The sequence below is a fragment of the Corynebacterium sp. genome (assembly GCF_030538285.1).
In the GTDB taxonomy this organism is placed as follows: domain Bacteria; phylum Actinomycetota; class Actinomycetes; order Mycobacteriales; family Mycobacteriaceae; genus Corynebacterium.
The window spans coordinates 16,219-37,955 of the sequence record NZ_JAUNUG010000029.1 but is presented as its reverse complement, the minus strand read 5'-3'; the positions used below and the strand labels follow the sequence as shown (position 1 = coordinate 37,955).

At 64.7% G+C, this 21,737-nt stretch carries 21 protein-coding genes and 1 pseudogene; 17 read left to right on the top strand and 5 right to left on the bottom strand.

The genetic code is table 11. The annotated features are described in order from the left end of the window. On the bottom strand, positions 1-1,555 hold a 1,555-nt coding region (locus Q4G50_RS10235; protein ID WP_303377562.1), incomplete at its 3' end, for a class I tRNA ligase family protein. A gap of 83 nt (positions 1,556-1,638) precedes the next feature. Here Q4G50_RS10235 and Q4G50_RS10230 point away from each other — a divergent pair. Together Q4G50_RS10230 and Q4G50_RS10225 are read left to right on the top strand one after the other, a co-directional pair. Beyond that, positions 1,639-2,286 carry an MOSC domain-containing protein gene (locus Q4G50_RS10230; protein WP_303377561.1) on the top strand — a complete coding sequence of 216 codons (648 nt, stop codon included), beginning with the start codon at positions 1,639-1,641 and terminating at the stop codon, positions 2,284-2,286. Continuing rightward, positions 2,286-2,576: pseudogene (locus Q4G50_RS10225) on the top strand (DUF454 family protein); the annotation flags it as partial. The gene Q4G50_RS10230 and the pseudogene Q4G50_RS10225, both read left to right, overlap by 1 nt. Positions 2,577-2,628: 52 nt before the next feature. Here the strand turns inward: Q4G50_RS10225 and Q4G50_RS10220 are convergent. Next, positions 2,629-2,934 (bottom strand): Rieske 2Fe-2S domain-containing protein, encoded by a 306-nt coding sequence (locus Q4G50_RS10220; RefSeq protein WP_303377560.1) that lies wholly within the window; start codon positions 2,932-2,934, stop codon positions 2,629-2,631. 25 nt (positions 2,935-2,959) lie between these two features. Here Q4G50_RS10220 and Q4G50_RS10215 point away from each other — a divergent pair, with 25 nt between their 5' ends. Continuing rightward, positions 2,960-4,270 carry an MFS transporter gene (locus tag Q4G50_RS10215; RefSeq protein WP_303377559.1) on the top strand — a complete coding sequence of 437 codons (1,311 nt, stop codon included), beginning with the start codon at positions 2,960-2,962 and terminating at the stop codon, positions 4,268-4,270. A 52-nt stretch (positions 4,271-4,322) separates the two neighbouring features. Here Q4G50_RS10215 and Q4G50_RS10210 read toward each other — a convergent pair whose 3' ends face one another. Together Q4G50_RS10210 and Q4G50_RS10205 are read right to left on the bottom strand one after the other, a co-directional pair. Further along, complete coding sequence (locus tag Q4G50_RS10210; protein ID WP_303377558.1) at positions 4,323-5,477, bottom strand: AAA family ATPase; 1,155 nt, start codon at positions 5,475-5,477, stop codon at positions 4,323-4,325. A 58-nt stretch (positions 5,478-5,535) separates the two neighbouring features. Beyond that, positions 5,536-6,768, bottom strand: a complete 1,233-nt coding sequence (locus tag Q4G50_RS10205) for a dicarboxylate/amino acid:cation symporter (RefSeq protein WP_303377557.1) — start codon at positions 6,766-6,768, stop codon at positions 5,536-5,538. Between the two features lie 45 nt (positions 6,769-6,813). On the opposite strand from Q4G50_RS10205, the gene Q4G50_RS10200 reads away from it, so the two are divergent. The 13 genes from Q4G50_RS10200 to Q4G50_RS10140 all read left to right on the top strand — a co-directional run bounded on the left by Q4G50_RS10200 (position 6,814) and on the right by Q4G50_RS10140 (position 19,689). After that, entirely contained in the window at positions 6,814-7,245 is a 432-nt protein-coding gene (locus Q4G50_RS10200; RefSeq protein WP_303377556.1) for an SdpI family protein, read from the top strand. Positions 7,246-7,422: 177 nt separating this feature from the next. Continuing rightward, a complete protein-coding gene (locus Q4G50_RS10195) occupies positions 7,423-8,943 on the top strand; it encodes an anthranilate synthase component 1 (RefSeq protein ID WP_303377555.1) in 1,521 nt (506 codons plus the stop codon). Further along, a complete protein-coding gene (locus Q4G50_RS10190) occupies positions 8,940-9,548 on the top strand; it encodes an anthranilate synthase component II (protein ID WP_303377554.1) in 609 nt (202 codons plus the stop codon). The genes Q4G50_RS10195 and Q4G50_RS10190 overlap by 4 nt, the downstream gene beginning before the upstream one ends. A gap of 3 nt (positions 9,549-9,551) precedes the next feature. Then, entirely contained in the window at positions 9,552-10,580 is a 1,029-nt protein-coding gene (gene trpD / locus Q4G50_RS10185) for an anthranilate phosphoribosyltransferase (protein ID WP_303377553.1), read from the top strand. Further along, positions 10,567-11,967: a bifunctional indole-3-glycerol-phosphate synthase TrpC/phosphoribosylanthranilate isomerase TrpF gene (gene trpCF / locus Q4G50_RS10180; RefSeq protein ID WP_303377564.1), complete on the top strand. Its 1,401-nt coding sequence runs from the start codon at positions 10,567-10,569 to the stop codon at positions 11,965-11,967. The genes trpD and trpCF overlap by 14 nt, the downstream gene beginning before the upstream one ends. Then, positions 11,964-13,175, top strand: coding sequence for a tryptophan synthase subunit beta (trpB, locus tag Q4G50_RS10175; protein ID WP_303377552.1), 1,212 nt, complete (start codon positions 11,964-11,966; stop codon positions 13,173-13,175). Before trpCF ends, trpB begins: the two co-directional genes overlap by 4 nt. Then, entirely contained in the window at positions 13,175-13,996 is an 822-nt protein-coding gene (gene trpA / locus Q4G50_RS10170) for a tryptophan synthase subunit alpha (protein ID WP_303377551.1), read from the top strand. Before trpB ends, trpA begins: the two co-directional genes overlap by 1 nt. A 115-nt stretch (positions 13,997-14,111) precedes the next feature. Then, positions 14,112-15,401 (top strand): HNH endonuclease signature motif containing protein, encoded by a 1,290-nt coding sequence (locus tag Q4G50_RS10165; RefSeq protein ID WP_303377550.1) that lies wholly within the window; start codon positions 14,112-14,114, stop codon positions 15,399-15,401. A 41-nt stretch (positions 15,402-15,442) separates the two neighbouring features. Next, positions 15,443-16,243, top strand: a complete 801-nt coding sequence (locus Q4G50_RS10160; protein ID WP_303377549.1) for a MerR family transcriptional regulator — start codon at positions 15,443-15,445, stop codon at positions 16,241-16,243. Next, entirely contained in the window at positions 16,240-17,118 is an 879-nt protein-coding gene (locus Q4G50_RS10155; protein WP_303377548.1) for an ABC transporter ATP-binding protein, read from the top strand. Before Q4G50_RS10160 ends, Q4G50_RS10155 begins: the two co-directional genes overlap by 4 nt. Continuing rightward, positions 17,115-18,689 (top strand): hypothetical protein, encoded by a 1,575-nt coding sequence (locus tag Q4G50_RS10150; protein ID WP_303377547.1) that lies wholly within the window; start codon positions 17,115-17,117, stop codon positions 18,687-18,689. The genes Q4G50_RS10155 and Q4G50_RS10150 overlap by 4 nt, the downstream gene beginning before the upstream one ends. A 9-nt stretch (positions 18,690-18,698) precedes the next feature. Further along, a complete protein-coding gene (locus Q4G50_RS10145; RefSeq protein WP_303377546.1) occupies positions 18,699-19,217 on the top strand; it encodes a hypothetical protein in 519 nt (172 codons plus the stop codon). Positions 19,218-19,341: 124 nt separating this feature from the next. Further along, positions 19,342-19,689, top strand: coding sequence for a Rieske (2Fe-2S) protein (locus tag Q4G50_RS10140; protein WP_303377563.1), 348 nt, complete (start codon positions 19,342-19,344; stop codon positions 19,687-19,689). Here the strand turns inward: Q4G50_RS10140 and Q4G50_RS10135 are convergent. Next, the gene (locus tag Q4G50_RS10135; protein ID WP_303377545.1) at positions 19,673-20,746 is read right to left on the bottom strand and encodes an NADH:flavin oxidoreductase/NADH oxidase; all 1,074 of its coding nucleotides are present in this window, start codon (positions 20,744-20,746) and stop codon (positions 19,673-19,675) included. The genes Q4G50_RS10140 and Q4G50_RS10135 overlap by 17 nt on opposite strands. Before the next feature lie 24 nt (positions 20,747-20,770). Here Q4G50_RS10135 and Q4G50_RS10130 point away from each other — a divergent pair, with 24 nt between their 5' ends. Continuing rightward, a complete protein-coding gene (locus Q4G50_RS10130; protein ID WP_303377544.1) occupies positions 20,771-21,730 on the top strand; it encodes a bile acid:sodium symporter family protein in 960 nt (319 codons plus the stop codon). Positions 21,731-21,737 lie beyond the last annotated feature (7 nt).

The following is a 21,737-nucleotide window of genomic DNA, read 5'->3' as shown; positions in this document are numbered from 1 at the left end:
AGTAGACGATGGGGAAGGGCTCGCCCCAGTAGCGCTGGCGGGCGAACAGCCAGTCGCGCAGCTTGTACTGGATCTTCTCGACGCCGCGCTCCTCAGCCACAAGCCACGCGATGGTGCGCTCGATAGCATCGGCCTTGTTCAGGCCATTGATGTCCAGACCTTCGAGGTTCGCGGAGTTGACCAGGGTGCCGTCGCCGGTCCAGGCGGCCTCGCTGACATCGCCGCCGGCGACCACCTCGAGGATGGGCAGGCCGAAGACGGTGGCGAACTCGTAGTCGCGGTCATCGTGGGCGGGGACGGCCATGATGGCGCCGGTACCGTAGCCGGTGAGCACGTAGTCGGCGATGAACACGGGGATCTGCGCGCCGTTGACCGGGTTCGTGGCGTAGGCGCCCAGGAAGACACCGGTCTTGTCCTTGTTCTCCTGGCGCTCGACGTCGGATTTGGCGGCGATGGCGCGTCGATAAGCTTCCACGGCCTCGCGCGGCGAGATGGAATCGAAAGTCCACCGCTTATCGACGTCGTCCTCGTACACCTCGGCCGTCAGGACGTCGACAAGCTCGTGTTCGGGGGCGAGCACCATGTAGGAGGCACCGAAGAGCGTGTCCGGGCGGGTGGTGAACACCCGGATGGTGTGGCCGGACGCGTCGAAATCGACCTCCGCGCCGCGGGAACGGCCGATCCAGTTGCGCTGCATGGACTTGACCTTCTCGGGCCAGTCAAGCAGCTCGAGATCGTCGATGAGGCGGTCGGAGTACGCGGTGATGCGCATCATCCACTGGGAGAGGTTCTTGCGGAAGACGGGGAAGTTGCCGCGCTCGGACTTGCCGTCGGCAGTGACCTCCTCGTTCGCCAGCACGGTGCCCAGACCGGGGCACCAGTTGACCATGGAGTTCGAACGGTAGACGAGGCGGAAATCGTCGACGGCCGCGCGCTTCTCGACGTCACTCAGCTCCCCGTAGACCCGTCCGTCCTTCGTGGACAGTTCACCGGACTCGAGCAGCGGGTACAGCTCCTCGATCGGGCGGGCCTTCTGCTTCGCCTCATCGAACCAGGAGTTGTAGATCTTGAGGAAGATCCACTGGGTCCAGCGGTAGTACTCCGGGTCGGTAGTGGCGATGGAGCGGCGACGATCATGGCCCAGGCCCAGGGCATCGAGCTGGCGACGCATGTTCTCGATGTTGGCCATCGTCGTGGTGCGTGGATGCGTGCCGGTCTGGATGGCGTACTGCTCGGCGGGCAGACCGAAAGCGTCATAACCGAGCGTGTGCAGGACGTTCTTGCCCATCATGCGGTGGAAACGGGCGTAGACATCCGTGGCGATGTAGCCCAGCGGGTGACCGACGTGCAGACCCGCGCCCGAGGGATAGGGGAACATGTCCTGGACGAAGAGCTTGTCCTTCGGCAGCTGCTGATCGGTGGCCAGGTCGCCGACCGGGTTCGGGGCATTGAAGGTGCCGTTGTCCACCCAGTACTGCTGCCAGCTGCGCTCAATCTGGTTGGCCAGGGCAGGGGTGTAGCGGAACGCGGGGGTGGAATCGCTCGGGTTCGTCATGGTTAAGCAGTGTAGTAGGCCCCGCGCGGATCACATGGTTCGGGATATGGGGGCCTTCCGGGATCTCAGCCTAGACTGGCCCCATGACCCCGATCGTCGTCTCGACCAACGTCGCCGTGCCGCGCCCGGACCCGGGTGGGGCACCGCGGGTGAGTGGCATTGACAAGCAGCCGGAGCCTTTCATCGACGTGTTCACTCCGGGCCCCTCCTACGGCGATGGCCCGGGCGTGGTCGGCGATACCGTGGGGGACACCCAGCATCACGGTGGTGCGCAGAAGGCTGTGTACGCCTTCGCGCGTGAGGAACTCGACCACTGGGAGGAGCTCCTCGGCCGGGGCCTGCCGGACGGCAGCTTCGGGGAGAACCTCACCACGCAGGGGCTGGACCTCGCGGGGATGCTCATCAACCAGCGGGTACGGATCGGCACCGCAGAGCTCGAGGTGTCGATTCCGCGGCAGCCATGCCGCACTTTCGCCGGCTGGCTGCAGGAGAAGGGGTGGATGCGCACGTTCTCGCAGCGCGGTCAGTGCGGTGCTTACTTCCGCGTCGTGGTTCCCGGCCGGATCCAGGCCGACGATGAGATCGTGCTTATCGGCACCCCAGCCCACGACATCACCATGCTCACTGCCTTCCGCGGCGCGCAGGGCGACAAGGAGGCCGCGGCCCGCATCGTGGAGGCCGGCTGCCTGCCGCCGATGTACCACGAACGAATGGTGCGGTTGGTGTCTTGATGCTGCGCCCGCTCCTCCTGGTGGTCGGTGTCCTCAGCCTGGGGCTCGGCGTGCTGGGCATCTTCCTGCCGCTCTTACCGACGACCCCGTTCCTCCTGCTCAGCGCCTTCTGCTTCGCCCGCAGTTCGACCCGGTTGCATAACTACCTGGTCAATCATCGGGTGCTGGGGACCTACATCAACAACTACAACAACCACACGATGACGCGTGCGCATAAGACGCGCACCATCGTTTTGCTGTGGATCTCCATCGGGTTGTCAGCGAGCTACCTGGCGTGGTCGGGGTACACCATTCCGGCCGTAATCCTCCCGTTCATCGCCCTGGGCGTGAGCATCCACATCGCTACTCTGCGTCGGGAAGACGGTAGACCCGACCATCCCGCACCTCCACGGGATACACCGTCATCGGCACCCGCGCCGGATAGCGCACCGGATCACCGGAGCGCAGATTCCACAGGCCCTTGTGCAGGGGACACTCGATAACTGCGTCCTCGTGCAGCGTGCCTTTTGCCAGTGACCAGCCGACGTGGGGGCACCGGTTATTGGTGAGGTGAACCTCGCCGGCGAGGTCGCGGACGAGGAGGAGGCCGTCGTCGAGAAGCAGGGTGGACCCGGGGGCAATCTGGTCCAGATGAGCAAGTTCTTTCATGCTGGCCACGGTAGTGTGCTTGCTCATGCAGAGACGAGATGATCGCCGGGTTGTGGCGGCGACGACCATCGGCACCGCCATCGAGTGGTACGACTTTTTCTTGTACGCCGCGGTCGCTGGTCTGGTGTTCAACAAGGTGATGTTCGGCGACCTCGATCCGGGAATGGCGACCATCGTCAGCTTCCTCTCCGTCGGCCTGTCCTTCCTTTTCCGGCCCCTCGGCGCGGTACTGGCGGGGCACTTCTCCGACGTTTTCGGCAGGCGCGTGGTCCTCATGGTGACGCTGCTGGCCATGGGCGGAGCGACAACCCTCATCGGCCTGGTACCCACCTACGAAACGATCGGCATCGCCGCCCCGCTGCTGCTTATCCTCTTCCGCATCATCCAGGGCATTTCCGCCGGAGGTGAATGGGGTTCGGCGGTGCTGCTGGCGGTGGAACACGCGCCCGTCGAGAAGCGGGGCCTGTTCGGGGCGGGGCCGCAGGCTGGCGCGCCTGCCGGGCTGCTGCTGTCTTCCGGCATGTTGGCGCTGATGAGCATGATCGCGCCGGGCGATGCGTTCATCGAATGGGGCTGGCGCGTGCCCTTCCTGTTGTCCATCGGCCTCATGGTCCTGGGCTTTTGGATCCGCTCCGGCGTCGACGAATCACCCGTGTTCGAGGAGATTGCCCAGAAGAAGAAGCAGGCCAACCCACTGGGAGAGCTGCTGCGTAACTACTTCCCGGTGGTGTTCGTCGGCGCGCTGGTCTTCGCCGGCAACGGCGTCGTGGGCTACATGATCGCCGGTGGCTACGTGCAGAGCTGGGCCGTCAATGACCTCGGGATGGAACGCGGCGCAGTGCTGTGGGCCGTCACCGGCGCGGCCATCACCTGGCTGATCTCGGGCGTGCTGGCGGGCGGGATCTCCGACCGGATCGGCCGCCGCAACACCTACCTGGTGGGCTTCGTCATTCAGGCAGTAGCCGCGGCGGCGCTGTTCCCGCTCGTGCAAAACGGGATGATCTGGCCTGCGATGCTGCTGCTCGGCGTGGGCCTGGGGGTCACCTACGGCCAGCAGGCGGCGCTGTATGCGGAGTTGTTCCCGGCGTCGGTACGCGGCTCCGGCGCCTCGATCACCTACGCGCTGGGCTCCATCCTGGGTGGCGCCTTTGCACCGACCATCGCGGCGGCCGTGGTGCAGGCGACCGGTTCGACCCTGGGTGTCACCGCCTACCTGCTCGTCGCCACGTTCATCGGGCTGCTGGCGGCAGCCTCACTGCGCGACCGCACCGGCATCCCGCTGGGCCCGGAGCACGAGGCGGAGCAGGCGGAACGCCACTTCGCGCTGAGCAGGTAGGCGACCTCTTTATACCTCTTTATAAATTGCCGAATTATAAAGAACTATAAAGTCAGTCGAGCCCCAGCTCTGTTTTCAAGAACTCCGCGAAACCGGGCGCGGTGAAGTCCAACATCCCCCACCCCGAGGCCTCCACCAACCCCTTGTCCAACAGGGAACGGCGGACCATGCTGATCGCAGTCGTCGGTTTAGCGAGTGCAGCCGCGATATCTCCCCGGCGCTTCGGCCCTGGAGGGAGCTGCGCCATAGCCTGCAGCACCTCAGATTCCGCATCTGTGGCCTTCATCCACCTGGAGCGGAAAAAGTCCTCTCGTGACTCCGCAAAATCACGGCGCGCCTGCGCAACATGCGGCAGTTCCAATACGGCGCCCGTGGCAGGATACCCAGCAGCCTGCCACGTGAAATCCCCGACTAACTGCAGAAAATAGGGGTAACCAGTGGCCAAGTCCATCGCCTCCGCCAACGCGGCAGGGGCCCAAGAGACCCCCGCATCCTCCGCAGCATCCGCAAGCGCCGACCGGGCAGCATCCTCATCGAGATTTCCCAGATGCTCATACTTGAAACGCTCGGCAAAACTGACTGCCTCGGTGATCACATCCTGGCTGTGGCCCAGCCCCGCAGTCAGAGCCATCACCGGAAGATCTGCAGCCTCGGACTGCATGTGCTGCCAGGCATAAGCTAAAGCCCGCAGACCGTCGTCGTCAGCAGCCTGGATTTCATCCACGAAGATCACTAGGCCGTGGTGTCCGCTCTCCACAACTTGTCGAGTCGCCGCCTCCACCACGCTCTGCAGTGCGCGCCCCAGGCTGGCCTTCTGGGCACGTTCACCAGCCTGCCCCTCAAAGGTGACAGACACCCCTCCGGCGGACACACTCAGAGAGCTGAGCAATCCGAGGAAAACGGCCTTCGCATCGCCCCGCCAGCTCTGGGTCAGCCCATGGAACTCCGCCACCAGGGAATCCACGAATGAACCGTCCCCGGCTGTCACCCACAGGGTGGCGTAGCCTGCGATATCAGCCTGCTTCTGCGCGGCCCGCAGGAAACTGGTTTTCCCGACCCCGCGGGGCCCGACGTAGACGGAGATGCGGCCGTCGATACGCGGGAATTGGCGGATGAACTCCAGGCGACGGTCGACGTCCTGCAGAAGCGTCTGACGACCGGGCACATCAGTCGCCACGGTTCCCGGGGTATAAGGGCTGGGCTGCATGGCTCCTTTATACCTCTTTATAAATTGCCGAATTATAAAGAACTATAAAGGCGCGGCCTTATTTCTCGCCGGACACCGCAGCCTCGAGGCCCTCGGTCTCTTCTTCGGTGCCGCGCGGCGGGATCTTGCCCTTGGCGAACTTGTTGACGATCATCGCGATCGCACCATCACCGGTCACGTTCGCGGCCGTGCCGAAGGAGTCGACGGCGATGTAGGCGGCGATCATGAGCGCCACCTGGTCATCCGAGAAGCCGAGCATGGAGGACAGAAGGCCGACGGCCGCCATGATCGCACCTCCCGGCACACCCGGCGCGGCGATCATGGTCACACCCAGCATGAGGAGGAAGCCGATGGCCAGGGCGGGGGAGACGTCCAGACCGGACATGAAGACGATGGCGAAGGCGTAGAGACCGATCTTCATCATCGAACCGGCCAGGTGGATGGTGGCGCACAGTGGGATGACGAAGCCGGCGACGTTGACCTCCACCTTGTTCTTCAGTGCGGAGGCGTAGGTGACCGGGATGGTCGCGGCGGAAGAAGAGGTGCCCAGCGCGGTGGCGTAGGCGGGCAGCATGTTCTTGAACGCCACGAAGGGGTTGCGCCCGGTGACCGCACCGGCGACCCCGTACTGGAAGGCGAGGAAGACGAAGGTCATGCCGACGGACAGGGCGAGCACCTTGCCGAAGGCGATCATGGTGTCCATGAGGTTGCCGTTCATGCCCAGGGAGAGGAACATGCCGAAGATGAACACCGGTAGCAGCGGGATGATGAACGCCGTGATCACCTTCATGACCACGCGCTCCAGGTCGCGGGAGCCCTTGTACAGGGTGTCGGATTTCACGGTGGTCATGGCCAGGCCGACGGCGAAGGCGAGCAGCAGGGCGGTCATGACCGCGAAGGGCGGGGTGATCTCGATGGCGAAGTAGGGGGCCAGGCCACCCTCGTCGATGTCGGAGACGGCCACCGCGCCCTGGTCGGCCAGCAGCCAGGGGTAGACCGCCACCGAGACGAGGTAGGCGAGGAGGCCGGAGAGGATCGTCGACAAGTAGGCGATGCCGGTGGTGATACCCAACCATTTGCCGGCGCCGCGCCCCAACCCGGCAATCGCCGGGGTGATGAGCGCGAAGATGAGGACGGGGACGAAGAAGCCGAGGAAGCCGCCGAACAGCCCGTTGAAGGTGACGAAGACGCGGGCTAGCCACTCGGGGAAGAAGAAGCTGCAGATGATGCCGAGGATGATCGCGATGACCACCCGGAATAGCAGTGATGAGGAAAGGCGCTTGAGGTCCATGATCGAAATGTACCGTCTACTGGGGCAGGGGTTAGACTCACCCTCATGACTTTCCTCGCCATCGCCCTCTTGGTTATCGCCGTAGCGCTCATCCTCTTCGGTGTGCTGGCGTGGACACGGAAGCTGCCGGGCAACTCGGTGTTCGGTCTGCGGGTGCCGGAGGTGCGCAAATCCCAGGAGGCATGGGAGGCCGCGCACGCCGCCGCCGGCCCGATCTGGACTTTCGGTGGCGTGGCGCTGCTCTTCGGTGCTGTTGTCGCGGGCGGGTGGATGTGGGTGTTCACTGTGGTCACCGTGGTCATCGCGCTGGTCGCCGTGTCCCTCGGCGCCAACGTCGGCGCCCGTACTGCTTCGCTTATCGACGCCCCCGCAGACGACGAGCAGGGCGGCTGCGGCCAGGACTGCAACTGCGGTGCCCCCGCCGAGGTGGATGTCGCCGCGCTGCGCAAGGCCGCCAGTGAGGCCGACAAAAATTGACATGACCTCTCCGCGGGGTTAACGTTTCTGCTTGTGAAGAACATGACGAACACCCAGTGGTGGTGGCGCGCGTAACGGCGTGCCACGTCTGTATCTCCCGGCCCGCCTGCTTCCCTCCCGAAGCGCCGCGGGCCTTTTCTCATTGACGAGCCAGCGGCGCACAACCGAAAGGCCCGTATGAGCTCTCCGATCATCCACACCCGGGATGTCCGCTACCACGCGGACGCCTCCGGGCTGTTTGCCCACTTGGGTGGTTCCCTGCTGCTGGAGTCAGCGGACATCACGACCAAGTCCGGTATCTCCTCTCTCGCCGTGCTGGCCTCCTCGGTGCGCTTGACCTGCACCGGCCACAACGTCATCGCGGAGGCGGTGAGTGATTCGGGGGAGGTGATCGTCGATAAGCTCAATGAGCAGCTGGCCGAGTACGGGCGTGATACTTTCACGTTCCCGCGCACCACGGCCGCCGATGAGCGGGAGCGCCTCACCGCGGTCAGCCCGGTGGAGCCGCTGCGGGCGCTCACCCGTGACGCCGGGTACAGCACCGACACCCTGCCGATGCTGGCCGGCGGCATCGCCTTCGATTTCCTGGAGACCTTCGAGGATCTCCCAGCGGTGGGGGAGGGGCCCAACACCTACCCGGACTACCAGTTCGAGCTGGCCGAGATCGTGCTCAGCATCAACCATGAGGAGCAGACGGCCCAGCTCACGGGCGTCTCCTTCGCCGGCGACCTCGCCCCGCGTATCGACGAGCTCGCCGCCATTATCGACGCCGCCGTCCCCACCTTCGAGCCCGAGCATCACCCGGAGGACGTGCTCCGCGTGGAAGCTGACATCGATGACGGGACGTTCCGCGCCCACGTCGAGGACCTCAAGTCGCACATCCACAACGGCGACATCTACCAGGTGGTGCCGGCGCGCACCTTCTCCGCTCCCTGCCCGGACGCCTTCGCCGCCTACCGCCAGCTGCGTGAGACGAACCCCAGCCCGTACATGTTCTACCAGCGGGGGATCGGGACCAACGGCCGTCCCTTCGAGCTCTTCGGCGCCTCCCCGGAATCGAACCTGAAGTTCGATCCGGATTCCCGTGAGGTGCAGCTGTATCCCATCGCCGGCACCCGCCCGCGCGGTCTCAACGCCGACGGCACCATCAACGATGAACTCGATATCCGCATGGAGCTGCAGTTGCGTACCGATGCCAAGGAGATCGCCGAGCACACCATGCTCGTCGACCTGGCCCGCAACGACCTCGCCCGCGTCGCCGTCCCCGCTACCCGGCGGGTCGCCGACCTGCTGCAGGTGGACCGCTACTCCCGCGTCATGCACCTGGTCTCCCGGGTGACCGCCACCCTCGACCCCTCCCTCGATGCCCTCGACGCCTACCGGGCGTGCATGAACATGGGCACTTTGTCCGGCGCGCCGAAGATCCGGGCGATGGAGTTGCTGCGGGGCGTCGAGAAGCAGCGTCGCGGGTCCTACGGCGGCGCCGTGGGTTATCTCAAGGGCGACGGCACCATGGACAACTGCATCGTCATCCGCTCCGCCTTCGTGCAGGACGGGGTGGCACTGGTGCAGGCCGGCGCGGGTGTGGTGCGGGATTCCAGCCCCCAGTCCGAGGCCGATGAGACCCTGCACAAGGCCTACGCCGTGCTCAACGCCATCGCGCTCGCCGCGGATTCCACCCTGGAGGTCATCCGATGACACACATCGTGCTCGTGGACAACCACGACAGCTTCGTCTACAACCTCGTCGACGCCCTCGCCGGGTACCGCTGCACCGTCTTCCGCAACACCGTGGCCGTCGAGGAGATCCTCGCCGCCGAGCCGGATCTCATCGTCCTGTCACCCGGCCCCGGTTATCCCGCCGATGCCGGTCACATGATGGCGCTTATCGACGCCGCGCTCGGCCGCGTCCCGCTCCTCGGCATCTGCCTCGGCTTCCAGGCGCTCATCGAGCACCACGGCGGAACCGTCGAACCCTGCGGTCCGGTGCACGGCGTGTCCGTGCCGATGACGCTGGTGGGGGACGTGCACCCCGTCTTCGAGGGTCTGGCTGTCGACGCTGAGATCCCCGGCGAGGTCGGCCGTCTCGTGCCCGTCGCCCGCTACCACTCGCTGGGCTGCGTCGAGGCGCCGCCAGGTGTGACGACGCTGGCCACGACGGAGACCGAGATCGGCGACGTCATCATGGCCGCCGCCATGGACCTGGCGCTCGGGCTGCAGTTCCACCCCGAGAGCGTACTCAGCCCCTCCGGGCCCATCATCCTCAACCGCTGCGTGGAGCAGCTGCTCACCGAAAGGAATTAGACGATGACCAATCCTGACACCCTGCAGACGCTGCTGCGCTTCCTGGACAATCCGGCCCCCACCGTGGAGGAGGCCGTGGAGGTTTTCACCCCGATGACCATCGGTGAGTACGACGATGTCCACATCGCCGCGCTGCTCGCGACCATCCGCACCCGCGGCGAGACCTTCGAGGACATCGCCGGCGCTGCCAAGGCCTTCCTCAACGCCGGACGCCCCTTCCCTGTGACCGGTGAGGGTGTGCTCGACACGGCCGGCACGGGTGGCGATGGAGCCAACACCATCAACATCACCACTGGTGCCTCCCTGCTGGCGGCCGCTGGCGGCCTCAAGGTGGTCAAGCACGGCAACCGTTCCGTCTCCTCGAAGTCCGGCTCGGCGGACGTGCTCGAGGCCCTCAACATCCCGCTCGACCTCGACCCAGACCGCGCGGTCCGCCAGTTCGAGGCCTCCAACTTCACCTTCCTCTTCGCTCCGGCGTACAACCCGGCGATCGCCCACGCGCAGCCGGTGCGCAAGGCGCTGAAGATTCCGACGCTGTTCAACGTGCTCGGACCTCTGCTTTCCCCGGTTCGCCCGCAGTTTCAAATTATGGGTGTAGCCAATCCTGGGCATGGCCAAATGTTGGCGGAGGTGTTCCGTGAGCTGGGACGCTCCCGTGCCCTCGTGGTCCACGGCGCTGGCACCGATGAGATCGCCGTCCACGGCACCACCACCGTGTGGGAGCTGAAGGAGGGAGGGGACATCGTGGAGTACGAGGTGACGCCGGAGGAACTCGGCGTCGATAAGTGCTCCCTGGAGGACCTCGTCGGCGGCGATGGAGTGGAGAATGCGCAGCACATGCGCGCCATCTTCGACGGCACGGGCCCGGCCGCGCACCGCAACGCCGTGGCGGTCAACGCCGGCGCGATGTTCTACCTCAACTCCCGTGCCGACAGCCTCCGCGAGGGCACGGAGCTGGCGCTGCGCCTCCTGGAGGACGGCACAGTCCAGAATTGGATCACCACTCACGAGGGGACTGATTACAGTGTCTAAGCTGCCCACCGTCCTGGAATCGATCGTCGAGGGGCGTCGCGGCCACCTGCCGGAGATCCGCGAGCGCATCGCCCACGTCGACCTCTCCACGCTGACCCGCTCGACCCGCTCGCTCTACGACGCCCTGCGCCAGCGCGGCGGCAACCGCTTCATCATGGAGTGTAAGTCGGCCTCGCCCTCGCTCGGCATGATCCGCGAGCACTATGAGCCCGCCGCGATCGCCCGCGTGTACTCCAAGTACGCCTCCGGCATCTCCGTGCTCTGCGAGCCGGACCGCTTCGGTGGCGACTACGACCACCTGGCCACCGTCGCCTCCACCACCCACCTGCCGGTGCTGTGCAAGGACTTCATCATCGACGAGGTGCAGATCCACGCCGCCCGCTATTTCGGTGCCGACGCCATCCTGCTCATGCTCTCCGTGCTTTCCGACGCCGAGTACGCCGCCCTGGCTGCCGTCGCCGAGGGATACGGCCTGGACATCCTCACCGAAGTCATCGATGAGGAGGAGACCGATCGGGCCCTGCGTCTCGGCGCGAAGATCATCGGTGTCAACCACCGTAACCTGCACGATCTGTCCATTGACCTGGACCGTTCCGCCCGCCTCGCAGCCCTGGTTCCCGAGGACGCGGTGGTTGTCTCCGAGTCCGGCATCCGCGACGCCGCCACCGTGCGTCGCCTCGGCGGGCACTCGAATGGCTTCCTCGTCGGTTCCCAGCTCACCTCGCAGCCGGACATCGACCTCGCCGCCCGCGAACTCGTCTACGGACCGAACAAGGTGTGCGGACTGACCTCCGGCAACGCCGCGCAGGCGGCTGCGGCCGCCGGTGCCGTCTACGGCGGGCTCATCTTCGAAGAGGCCTCCCCGCGCAATGTTTCACGTGAAACAGCCGCGGAGATCATGGCCGCAGAGCCGGGCCTACGCTATGTCGCCGTTACGCGCCGCACCACCGACCTCTCCTTCGACGGCATCTCCGCCATACAGCTCCACGCCCCCTACCAGGGCTCCCTGGAGGCCGAGCGCGAGCTCATCGCCTCCGTGCCGGAAGGTGTCGAGGTCTGGCGCGCCATCTCCATGACCAGCGACAACGGCGCAGAACTGGCGCAAGAACTGCTCGGGGACGTCGATAAGCTTGTTCTCGACGCCGGGGACGGCGGCACCGGAACCACCTTCGACTGGTCGGGGATCCCGGACGTCGTGAAGCAGAAATCCCTGCTCGCCGGAGGCCTCAACCCCGCCAATATCACCGACGCACTCGCCGTGGGGTGCCTCGGCCTCGACCTCAACTCCGGCGTGGAGTACCCCGGCCAGCCCGGACGCAAGGACTCCGGCGCGCTGCGCCGCGCCTTCGCCACCATCCGCACCTACCACCATCAGGACCGCTCATGACCAACACACTCCTGCCCGCCTATTTCGGCGAGTTCGGTGGACAGTTCGTCCCCGAGTCGCTCATCCCGGCGCTCGACCAGCTGGAGAAGGCCTTCGTCGACGCCCAGAATGATCCCTCCTTCCGCGAGGAGCTGGCCACCTACCTACGCGATTACCTCGGCCGCCCGACCCCGCTGACCGAATGCTCCAACCTGCCGCTCGACGGCCCCGCCCGCATCTTCCTCAAGCGTGAAGACCTCGTCCATGGCGGCGCGCACAAGACCAACCAGGTCATCGGCCAGGCGCTGCTGGCCAAGCGGATGGGCAAAAAGCGTATTATCGCCGAGACGGGCGCGGGCCAGCACGGCACCGCAACGGCTCTGGCCTGCTCCCTTCTGGGCCTCAAATGTGTCGTCTACATGGGCGCCAAGGACGTCGAGAGGCAGCAGCCGAACGTCTTCCGCATGAAGCTCATGGGCGCGGAGGTCATTCCCGTCGATGCCGGCTCCGGCACCCTCAAGGACGCCGTCAACGAAGCACTGCGTGACTGGACCGCCACCTTCCACGAATCCCACTACCTGCTGGGCACCGCGGCCGGCCCTCACCCGTTCCCGACGATCGTGCGCGAATTCCACCGCATCATCTCCACCGAGGCGAAGGCCCAGATGATTGAGCGCACCGGCGGTCTGCCGGACCTCGTCGTCGCCTGCGTGGGTGGCGGATCCAACGCGATCGGCATGTTCGCCGACTTCATCGACGACGAGGGCGTGGAACTCGTCGGCGCCGAACCCGGTGGCCTCGGCCTGGACAGTGGCAAGCACGGCGCTACCATCAACAACGGATCCATCGGCATTCTGCACGGCGCGCGCAGCTACCTCATGCGCAACTCCGATGGCCAGGTGGAGGAGTCCTATTCCATCTCCGCTGGCCTGGATTATCCGGGCGTCGGCCCGCAGCACGCCCACCTGCATCAGACCGGCCGCGCCACCTATGTCGGCATCACCGACGCCGAGGCCCTGGAGGCCTTCCAGCTGCTCTCCCTGCACGAGGGCATCATCCCGGCGCTCGAGTCCTCCCACGCCATGGCTTATGCCCTCAAGCGTGCGAAGACGGCTACCGAGCCGATGACCATCCTCGTCTCCCTGTCGGGTCGCGGTGACAAGGACGTCGCGCACGTCCGCCGCACCCTGGAGGAGAACCCCGATCTCGTCCTCAACAAGGAGTCCTGATGTCTCGTTATGAAGCACTGTTCACCGCTTTGCAGGAGCGTGGCGAGGGTGCCTTCGTCCCCTTCCTCATGCTCGGCGACCCCTCCCCGGCCGATGCCCTGGAGATCGTGCGCACCGTCGTGGAGGCGGGTGCCGACGCCCTCGAGATCGGCGTCCCCTTCTCCGATCCCGTCGCTGATGGCCCGACGATCCAGAAGTCCCACATCCGCGCGTTGGAGGGGGGTGTGACCGTCGACGACGCCCTCGAGCAGGTCCGCACCATCCGCGCCGAGTTCCCTGATCTGCCGATCGGCATGCTCATCTACGGCAATGTGCCCTTCACCCGGGGTCTGGACTACTTCTACTCCGAGTTCGGTGAGGCCGGCGCCGACTCCATCCTGCTTCCCGACGTCCCCGTCCGCGAGGGTGCGCCCTTCATCGCCGCTGCTGAGCGCGCCGGCGTTGATCCCATCTTCATCGCCCCTGCTCAGGCCGCTGAAACTACGCTGGAAGGTGTGGCGGAGCATTCCCGCGGCTATATCTACGCCATCTCCCGCGATGGCGTGACGGGAACGGAGCGTGAGTCTTCGATCACTGGCCTCGCCGAGGTCGTGGAGAACGTCAAACGTTTCGGGGGTGCCCCCATCCTCCTCGGCTTCGGCATCTCCTCCCCGCAGCACGTCGCCGATGCGATCGCGGCCGGCGCCTCCGGGGCGATCTCCGGCTCGGCGATCACCAAGATTATGGACAAATACATCGAGGGCAACGCGGTCACCGACATGCGCGGCCTCAAGGCTGAGCTCGGCGAGTTCGTATCCGCCATGAAGGCGGCGACCCGCTAAGCCCCGCTTATCGACGCCCCCTTCCGGACAATTTTCCGGAAGGGGGTTGCGCTATTCGTACGGCTGTTCTATGGTGGGGTTCAAATACCGATATGGCTGAGGGGAAGGGGGGTTCATGGACACCATCGACTACACCACGTTGACTGCGGTTGAGCTGGAAGTTGCGAAACTGCTATGGCCGAAGAAGTACTATGCCGTCAGCTCGCCGTTCGAACGTGAGTCCGTGGCTGGCCGTCGCCTGCGCAAGGCCGATCATGAGCTGTGGCAATCCCTGCTCCCGGCCGTAGAGGATGACTACCAGATGGTTATCGCCAACCTCAAGCGCCTTATGGGTAAGGGGGAGGGTTACCTCAGCTCAGCGGTATACGCGCACCTGCGGCTGAACGAAATGCCACGGCTGAAGGCACTGCAGGAGAAGATGTTCCACCTTGACCTGGAACGCCTCAAGGCCATCGATGCTGTGATGTCCAAAGCCGACGTCTCCGATGCGGAGGTGCTGCGCGTCATTGATACGGAGTTGAGTGAGTATCTCACCCCGACCCGCGCCAATCAGCTCCTCCCCAGCACGAATGACATACGGAAGAAGCTCAACGCGATCATCCAGTCTTTGGACGACTCGATCTCCACCAACGACAAACCCCCGCGGGAGGAGTCGTTTGACGTAAGCATCCGCGAAGACGAAGCCTTCATCAACGTCGCCCTCGATCCGGTCGACGCCAAAGAGATTGACATGCGGGTGCGTAAGTACGCGAAGAAGCACAAGATCTCCGAGGTAGAGGCCTTCAAGGCGCTTGTCAGGGGAGAGGGGTCCACCGACATCACGCTGAACATCTACCAGGCGCATGATGTGGAGGGGGCGCCAGGCTGGGTCCCCGGCGTGGGCTACATCCCTGCCGAGCAAGCGGATGACCTCGCTGCGAAGGCCACCACCGTCAGAGACATGGACGACCTGTACGACAAGGTGGCGGACAAATACGAGACTCCGGATGATATTCGCGCGGTGGTAGTCGGCTGGGATGGGACCTGCTCGGAACCATACTGCGACTGCCGTGAGGAACGCACGCAGATGGACCACCGGATTGATTACAAGGAGGGAGGCCAGACCACCGCCTCGAACCTCAGCGCTAAGTGCCCTACTCATCACAATGTGAAGACCGATGGCCGCTCCTTCTACCTCATCGATCCCCATACCCGTGACAAGTACATCCTCTACGAGGACGGTCGATGGGTGGTGGTCGAGGCGAAGGGCCCGCTCACTCCGAAGGAACGCCACTGGGTACAAACGGTGGGGCAGCGGACCAAGAACCGGCGGGAAAGAATAAGGGCCGAGTCACAGGCCAAAAGAGAAGAGGAAAGGCAGGCGCAGCCACCACCACCGCCGGACGATGAACCCCCGCCGTTCTAGATCCTTGACAGTGACGCTACGTCACGGGGCATGCTGGGGGCATGAGAATCAAAGAGCTCACCGCCCCAAGGGCGATACGCCATTATCACCATGAGGGGTTACTTCACGTACCCGATAGTTCGGGCAACAGAAACTACTCCCTCGACCATGCTGTGCGCCTAGTACGAATACGTCACTTGACGGAATCCGGGTTGAGTCTGGCCACCATCCGAGAACTTGTCCATGATCCTGATCTCAGCCTCGAGGACGAGATACGCCTGGCCGAGAAGGCCATCGACGAGCAGATTGCGGAACTCCACCTGCAAAAGACCCGCCTGAGCGAACTCCTGGAACAACGGGCCTCTGACGATGATCCCCTTCCGTACGCCGTTCCCGAGAGGCTCGCGGCGTTCTACGGGCAAATCAGTCGCCGTCTCAACGCGGAGGCGTTGCCGTACTTCGAAAAGGAGCGGCAGGCAACGGAGGTGGCCCTCCGGATCCCGCTCGCCAGCCAGCTGGTGGACGACTGGCTCAGGGGCATCACACCCGAACGTATCGACGCGACCGTGGAGATCTACCACCTCTTCGCCCGTCTCCCACACATGGGCCCGGAAGAGGCGCGTGCCCAGTTCGACGACCACATGACCCGCCTTCATTCGGTCTTCGGTCCGGACTGGGGGATCCACCAGCGGGACTGGCGGGGAATCGTCCGCCCAATGCTCATGGCCCCCGGCGTCGTGACGTTCCTGACGAGTGCGTACCACCATCCCAACCAGAAGGAGTTCATCCGCCTCTTCCTTGAGCAGGCGGTGGAGCTCTTCGAGAACAATGTTTCACGTGAAACCAGGGGAGCGGCATCATGACCACCGTCATCGACGTGCGGGACCTGACGAAGAAGTTCGGCGCCTTCCGCGCCCTCGACAACTTCAATCTCAGGGTGGACCAGGGAACCATCCACGGCTTCCTCGGCCCGAACGGGTCGGGTAAGTCGACGACCATCCGCATCTTGCTGGGCGTCCTCCACGCGACATCGGGCACGGCCACTGTGCTCGGGGAGGACCCCCGACGCAACCCGGCCGTGCTCAAGCGGATTGGCTACATTGCTGGCGACGTATCCCTGTGGCCTTCACTGACAGGCTGGGAGGTCTTTCGAGCGCTGGAGTCTCTCCGCGGACTGCCCGTGGACCGGGAGCGCGAGGCGGAGCTCATCGAGGCCTTCAAACTGGATCCTGACAAGAAGACCCGCGAGTACTCCACTGGCAACCGCCGGAAGGTCAGCCTGGTGGCTGCCCTCTCAGTCGGGGCGGAGGTACTCATTCTCGATGAACCGACCGCCGGTCTCGACCCGCTCATGGAGCAGGTGTTCGTCGAGCAGATCCGCAAAGAAAAGGCGAGGGGAGCCACGGTTCTGCTGTCCAGCCACATCATGAGTGAAGTGGAGAAGCTCTGCGAGTACGTCACGATCATCCGTGATGGTCAGACCGCGGAGTCGGGGAGCGTTGAGAAGCTACGCCATCTCTCCGCCCACGAAATCACGGCGCGTGTTTCACGTGAAACACCTGGGTTGCGGGACATTGAGGGATCGACGTTCGACAATGGCAGGTTTCACGTGACGGTGAGCCGGGAGCAGGTCCCGGACGTCCTCCGCCGCGTTCTTGATGCCGGCGGAGAGGACATCACCTCTGCGCCAGCCAGCATCGAGGAGATGTTCCTCCAACACTATGGAGACGCGCGATGATCGCCCTCAATCTCCGGCTACGCCGTTCCTTCATCATTATCTGGTGCCTGGCCCTGTGGGCGTTCCTGGCCGTCTTTCCACCCGCCTACGAAAACTATTACCCGACAGCCGAGGACCGCGAGGCCTTTGTCCTTGGAATGCAACGCAACGCGGGCATGACGGCCATGTGGGGGCCAGTGGAGTCACCGGCGACACTCGGGCAGATCGTTATGTGGGAGGCGGGCAGCATGATGATCATACTCGGCTCGGTCATGGCGGTGCTGCTCATCGTGGGTCTCCACCGAAGATCCGAGACGCTGGGCCTTACAGAGCTACAGCTCTCGACCGGCATCAACCGCATGGCACCGGCGGCGACAGCAGTGCTTACGACCGCGATCGTGGCGGCCATCGTGGGAGCGGGCAGTACCGCGGTCCTCGCTCTGTCCGGCCTGTACGTAGAAGAGATGCCCGTCGAGGGTGCCGTCTCCTCGGGTGCCGTCATCGCATTGACCATGCTCGGATCCGCCTTGCTGGCCCAATTGGTCCTGCTGCTGGTAAGTGACCCGGCGGCCCTCACCCGGACCGGGCTCATGACCATAGCGGGGTCGTTCGTGGTGAGATCAGTGGCGGACTCCGAAGACATCGGGTGGCTCAATTGGGTCTCACCCCTGGGATGGAAGACCGTCGTCCACCCCTACGTGAACGACGACTGGATGGCCTTCGGCAAGATCGCGATCATTGGCATTCTCGCGGCAGGAGTCGTTTTCATCGCGGAGAGGTGGCGGGAGTACGGGTCAGCCCTCGTCGCCGTACCCTCGTTAACTCCCCGGCGAACCCGCGATATCCGTGGACCGCTGCACCTCTCCGCGGTACTCAGCCGCTCCACCATCCTCACCTGGACCATCGTGATCGCGGGCCTCACCGGCTTCTTCATCGCGCTCACCGGCTCTCTCAGCGAGTGGATGGAGGCGGAGGCCAACATCGGGCGGATATTCGAGGATATCTTCGGTGATGGGGACATGAAGACCGAGTTCATCGGATACATTCTGAAACTCACCGGTATCCTCATTGCGACGATGGGTGTGCAGATCGTGGTCACCTACCGCAGCGGGGAGGTCGATCGGACGGTTGATCTGCAGCGGTCCACGAGTGTACGACGCTGGATCCCCCTCGGTGCAGCCAGCATTCTCAGCGTTGCAGGCCTGGTTCTCGCCACCGTCGGTGCGCTCGGAGGAGGAGCACTCGGCCTGTGGACCCAGGACTCCACCATCTCCGGAGACTACGACACCCTCATCCCGAGTACCTGGTCACAGCTCGCACCGGCCCTGCTGCTGACTGCTATCTCCGTCGCCCTCGTCGGACTGATGCCCCGGTTCACCCATCTTTCATGGGCCCCTGTCGTCGGTGCTGCTGTCCTCACCCTTTTCGGTCCGGTGCTCAGCGCACCGCAATGGCTCATCGATCTCTCGCCCTTTGAGTATGTCGTCACCCCGAACGGTGGCTCCTGGACGCCCCACCTGTTCATGGGCGCGACGGCCCTCGTGCTCATCGGCCTTGGGTGGTGGGGGTCGCAGCGCCGCGAGATCCGCTAGTCTCGAAACATGAGCGACAAGTTCGAGAAGGCGACCGGCCGCCACATCGACGGGTGGATGGAGTTCGTGCGGGAGCATGGGGATCCGCATGAACTCAGCCATCAGGAGCTCGCCGCGTTGGCATCGAAGGGGGGTGCCTCGGACTGGTGGGCACAGGGGATTGCCGTGGAGATCGAACGCATCATCGGCCGCCGCCAAATCGGGCAGAGCGTCATCGGATCCATCAACGCCAGCGTCAGCAGGACGGTCCCGGGGGAGTGGACGGCGGTATTCGACGGGTTCGTCACTTTCATGGAGGGAAAGGAGCTTATCGACGCCCCGCGCGTCACTGCCACCGATAGGTGGCGCTACTGGCGGGGCGAGATGGCGGACAGATCCCGAGTGGCCGTCGACTGCTCCGATGTGAAAGGGAAGACCCGTCTCAGCGTGAAGCACGACAAGCTTCCGACGATGGAGGACCGCGACCGGGTGAAGGAGATGTGGCGCGGGGTGTTGGGCGAGTTCGCCGGGACATTACCGTCACAGTGACGTATATTCCCGAGGTGACCCCGAGCCAAGCTTTTCGACACTTTTACGTCACTTCCGATCAATGATGGAATCCCCCAATTTTTGGCATACTGAATGTATGTCTGAGTTCTCGTGTAACCGTCGTATGTTCCTGCTCGGCACCGCCACCACGTTCGCCGGTGCTTTCCTGGCCGCGTGTGGCAGCGAGCCCGCGGTCGAGGTCTCTGCCGCCGATGTCCCGGTCGGCAGCGCCACCATCTATGACGGCTTCATCATCGCGCAGCCCACCGAGGGCAACTACGTCGCATACTCGCAGACGTGCCCGCACCAGCGCAACCCCATCACCGAGGTGGAGGGAGACACGGTCCGCTGCACCTACCACGACTCCGTGTTCAACATCGCGGACGGAACGGTTGTTTCGGGCGTGGCCCGCGATCCGCTCACCCCGGCGACGGTGGAACAGGAGGGCGGGACCCTCAGCGTCTCCAGCTAGCCCGCCAGTAGGAGTCGGGATAAGGGATCTCCGAACGATCTAGCCCCGTCTCGTGGGCGGCGCGCAGGGGCCACGCGGGGTCCCGGAGCCCGGCCCGACCGATGAGCACGGCATCGGCGTCGCCGGAGTCGACGATGGCCAACGCCTGCTCTGGCTCGGTGATCATTCCGACCGCGGCCGTCGGCAGGCCGGAACGGCGCCGGATCTCGGAGGCGAACTCCACCTGGAAACCCGGACCGACCGGGATGCGGGTATTCGCGGCGCCTCCGGTGGAGACGTCGATGAGGTCGACGCCGTCGTCGATAAGCGAAGATGCGAGAGCAACCGATTGCTCCAAATCCCACGCGCCGTCGATCCAGTCGGTGGCCGACAGACGGACAAGCAGCGGCATTCCCTCGGGGAGTACCTCGCGCACGGCACGCGCAACGGCCCGAAAGAGACGGGTGCGGTTGTCGAAGGAACCGCCCCATTCGTCGGTGCGGTGGTTCGCCAGGGGAGTGAGGAACTGGTGGAGCAGGTATCCGTGGGCGCCATGGAGCTCCACGGTGTCGAAACCTGCCCGGACCGCGCGGAGTGCACCAGCGGCAAACTGGCCGGGCAACGCCTCGATTTCCTCGACTGTCATTTCACGGGGTGCGTCAATACCCTCCTGCGCCACGGCAGAAGGCCCAACCGTCTCCCACCCGCCGTCCCGGACGGAACCATCGCCCTGACCCGGCAACCACGGGACCGTCGATGCCTTCCGCCCCGCGTGATTGAGCTGGATGCCCATTCGCGCGCCCTGCGTGTGCACGAACGAGACGATCCGCGCCCAGGCGGCCTCCTGCTCGTCGTTCCATAGCCCCGTGCAGGCGGGGGAGATGCGACCCTCGGGGACGATGCCGGTGGCTTCGGCGATGATGAGCCCGTAGCCCCCGGCCGCGCGGGCACCATAATGCACGAGGTGCCAGTCCTCGGGCATCCCGTCCGTGGCGTGGTACTGGCACATGGGTGGCATCCAGACTCGGTTGCGGATCTCGAGGTCGCGCAGCCGGATGGGCGTGAAGAGTGAGTTCATGGCCCCTATCGTAGACTTCAGGGCATGTTGTCCCTTCTCAAGCGGACTGACCCGCTCATTCTCCTGATCATTGCCGCGGTGGTGGTGGCGATCGTGCTTCCGGCGCGCGGCGACTTCGCGGAGTGGTTCGCCACGGCGACCAACATCGCGATCGCCTTCCTCTTCTTCCTCTACGGCGCCCGGCTGTCCACGCAGGAGGCCGTGAAGGGTCTGCTGCACTGGCGGCTGCATCTGCTCATCCTCGCCTTCACGTTCCTCGTGTTCCCGATCGTCGGCGTCGCTATGCGTCCGTTGAGCGGTCTCATCGGGGAAGGGATGTACATGGGCATCCTCTTCATGACGCTCGTGCCGTCCACCGTGCAGTCCTCGGTGGCGTTCACGTCCATCGCGAAGGGCAATTACGCCGGTGCGATCGTCGCGGCGAGCGCCTCCAACCTGGCGGGAGTGTTCCTCACTCCGCTGCTGGTCATGCTGCTCATGTCCGCGGGGGGCTCTATCCACGTCGATTCGCAGGTGTTCATCGACATCGCCATCCTGCTGCTCCTGCCCTTCGTCCTCGGCCAGATCCTGCGCCGGTGGGTAAAGGATTTTGCGGCGAACAAGGCGACGAAGATCGTGGACCGCGGCTCGATCACCATGGTCGTGTACTCGGCGTTTTCCGCCGGCATGGTCGCCGGCGTGTGGTCCGAGGTCTCGGTGGGGCAGATCATCTTCCTCATCGTCTTTTCCATCGTGCTCGTGGCCGTCATGCTGTGGCTCACCCGCTTCACCTCCGAGCGCCTCGGTTTCAACGACAAGGACATGAAGGCCATCCAGTTCTGCGGCACGAAGAAGTCGCTCGCCACGGGCCTGCCCATGGCCTCGGTCATCTTCGGCGGCGCCAGCATCGGCCTGCTCATCCTGCCGCTCATGATCTTCCACCAGGTGCAGCTCATGATGTGCTCCTGGCTCGCCGCACGTTACGCCCGCCAGGCCAAGTCCTGATTGCTTT

Bases quoted from the DNA above. Each gene is read 5' to 3' on its own strand.
- Q4G50_RS10230 (WP_303377561.1), top strand. From the start codon at position 1,639: ATGACCCCGATCGTCGTCTCGACCAACGTCGCCGTGCCGCGCCCGGAC.
- Q4G50_RS10220 (WP_303377560.1), bottom strand. From the start codon at position 2,934: ATGAAAGAACTTGCTCATCTGGACCAGATTGCCCCCGGGTCCACCCTG.
- Q4G50_RS10215 (WP_303377559.1), top strand. From the start codon at position 2,960: ATGCAGAGACGAGATGATCGCCGGGTTGTGGCGGCGACGACCATCGGC.
- Q4G50_RS10210 (WP_303377558.1), bottom strand. From the start codon at position 5,477: ATGCAGCCCAGCCCTTATACCCCGGGAACCGTGGCGACTGATGTGCCC.
- Q4G50_RS10205 (WP_303377557.1), bottom strand. From the start codon at position 6,768: ATGGACCTCAAGCGCCTTTCCTCATCACTGCTATTCCGGGTGGTCATC.
- Q4G50_RS10200 (WP_303377556.1), top strand. From the start codon at position 6,814: ATGACTTTCCTCGCCATCGCCCTCTTGGTTATCGCCGTAGCGCTCATC.
- Q4G50_RS10195 (WP_303377555.1), top strand. From the start codon at position 7,423: ATGAGCTCTCCGATCATCCACACCCGGGATGTCCGCTACCACGCGGAC.
- Q4G50_RS10190 (WP_303377554.1), top strand. From the start codon at position 8,940: ATGACACACATCGTGCTCGTGGACAACCACGACAGCTTCGTCTACAAC.
- trpD (WP_303377553.1), top strand. From the start codon at position 9,552: ATGACCAATCCTGACACCCTGCAGACGCTGCTGCGCTTCCTGGACAAT.
- trpB (WP_303377552.1), top strand. From the start codon at position 11,964: ATGACCAACACACTCCTGCCCGCCTATTTCGGCGAGTTCGGTGGACAG.
- trpA (WP_303377551.1), top strand. From the start codon at position 13,175: ATGTCTCGTTATGAAGCACTGTTCACCGCTTTGCAGGAGCGTGGCGAG.
- Q4G50_RS10165 (WP_303377550.1), top strand. From the start codon at position 14,112: ATGGACACCATCGACTACACCACGTTGACTGCGGTTGAGCTGGAAGTT.
- Q4G50_RS10160 (WP_303377549.1), top strand. From the start codon at position 15,443: ATGAGAATCAAAGAGCTCACCGCCCCAAGGGCGATACGCCATTATCAC.
- Q4G50_RS10155 (WP_303377548.1), top strand. From the start codon at position 16,240: ATGACCACCGTCATCGACGTGCGGGACCTGACGAAGAAGTTCGGCGCC.
- Q4G50_RS10150 (WP_303377547.1), top strand. From the start codon at position 17,115: ATGATCGCCCTCAATCTCCGGCTACGCCGTTCCTTCATCATTATCTGG.
- Q4G50_RS10145 (WP_303377546.1), top strand. From the start codon at position 18,699: ATGAGCGACAAGTTCGAGAAGGCGACCGGCCGCCACATCGACGGGTGG.
- Q4G50_RS10140 (WP_303377563.1), top strand. From the start codon at position 19,342: ATGTTCCTGCTCGGCACCGCCACCACGTTCGCCGGTGCTTTCCTGGCC.
- Q4G50_RS10135 (WP_303377545.1), bottom strand. From the start codon at position 20,746: ATGAACTCACTCTTCACGCCCATCCGGCTGCGCGACCTCGAGATCCGC.
- Q4G50_RS10130 (WP_303377544.1), top strand. From the start codon at position 20,771: ATGTTGTCCCTTCTCAAGCGGACTGACCCGCTCATTCTCCTGATCATT.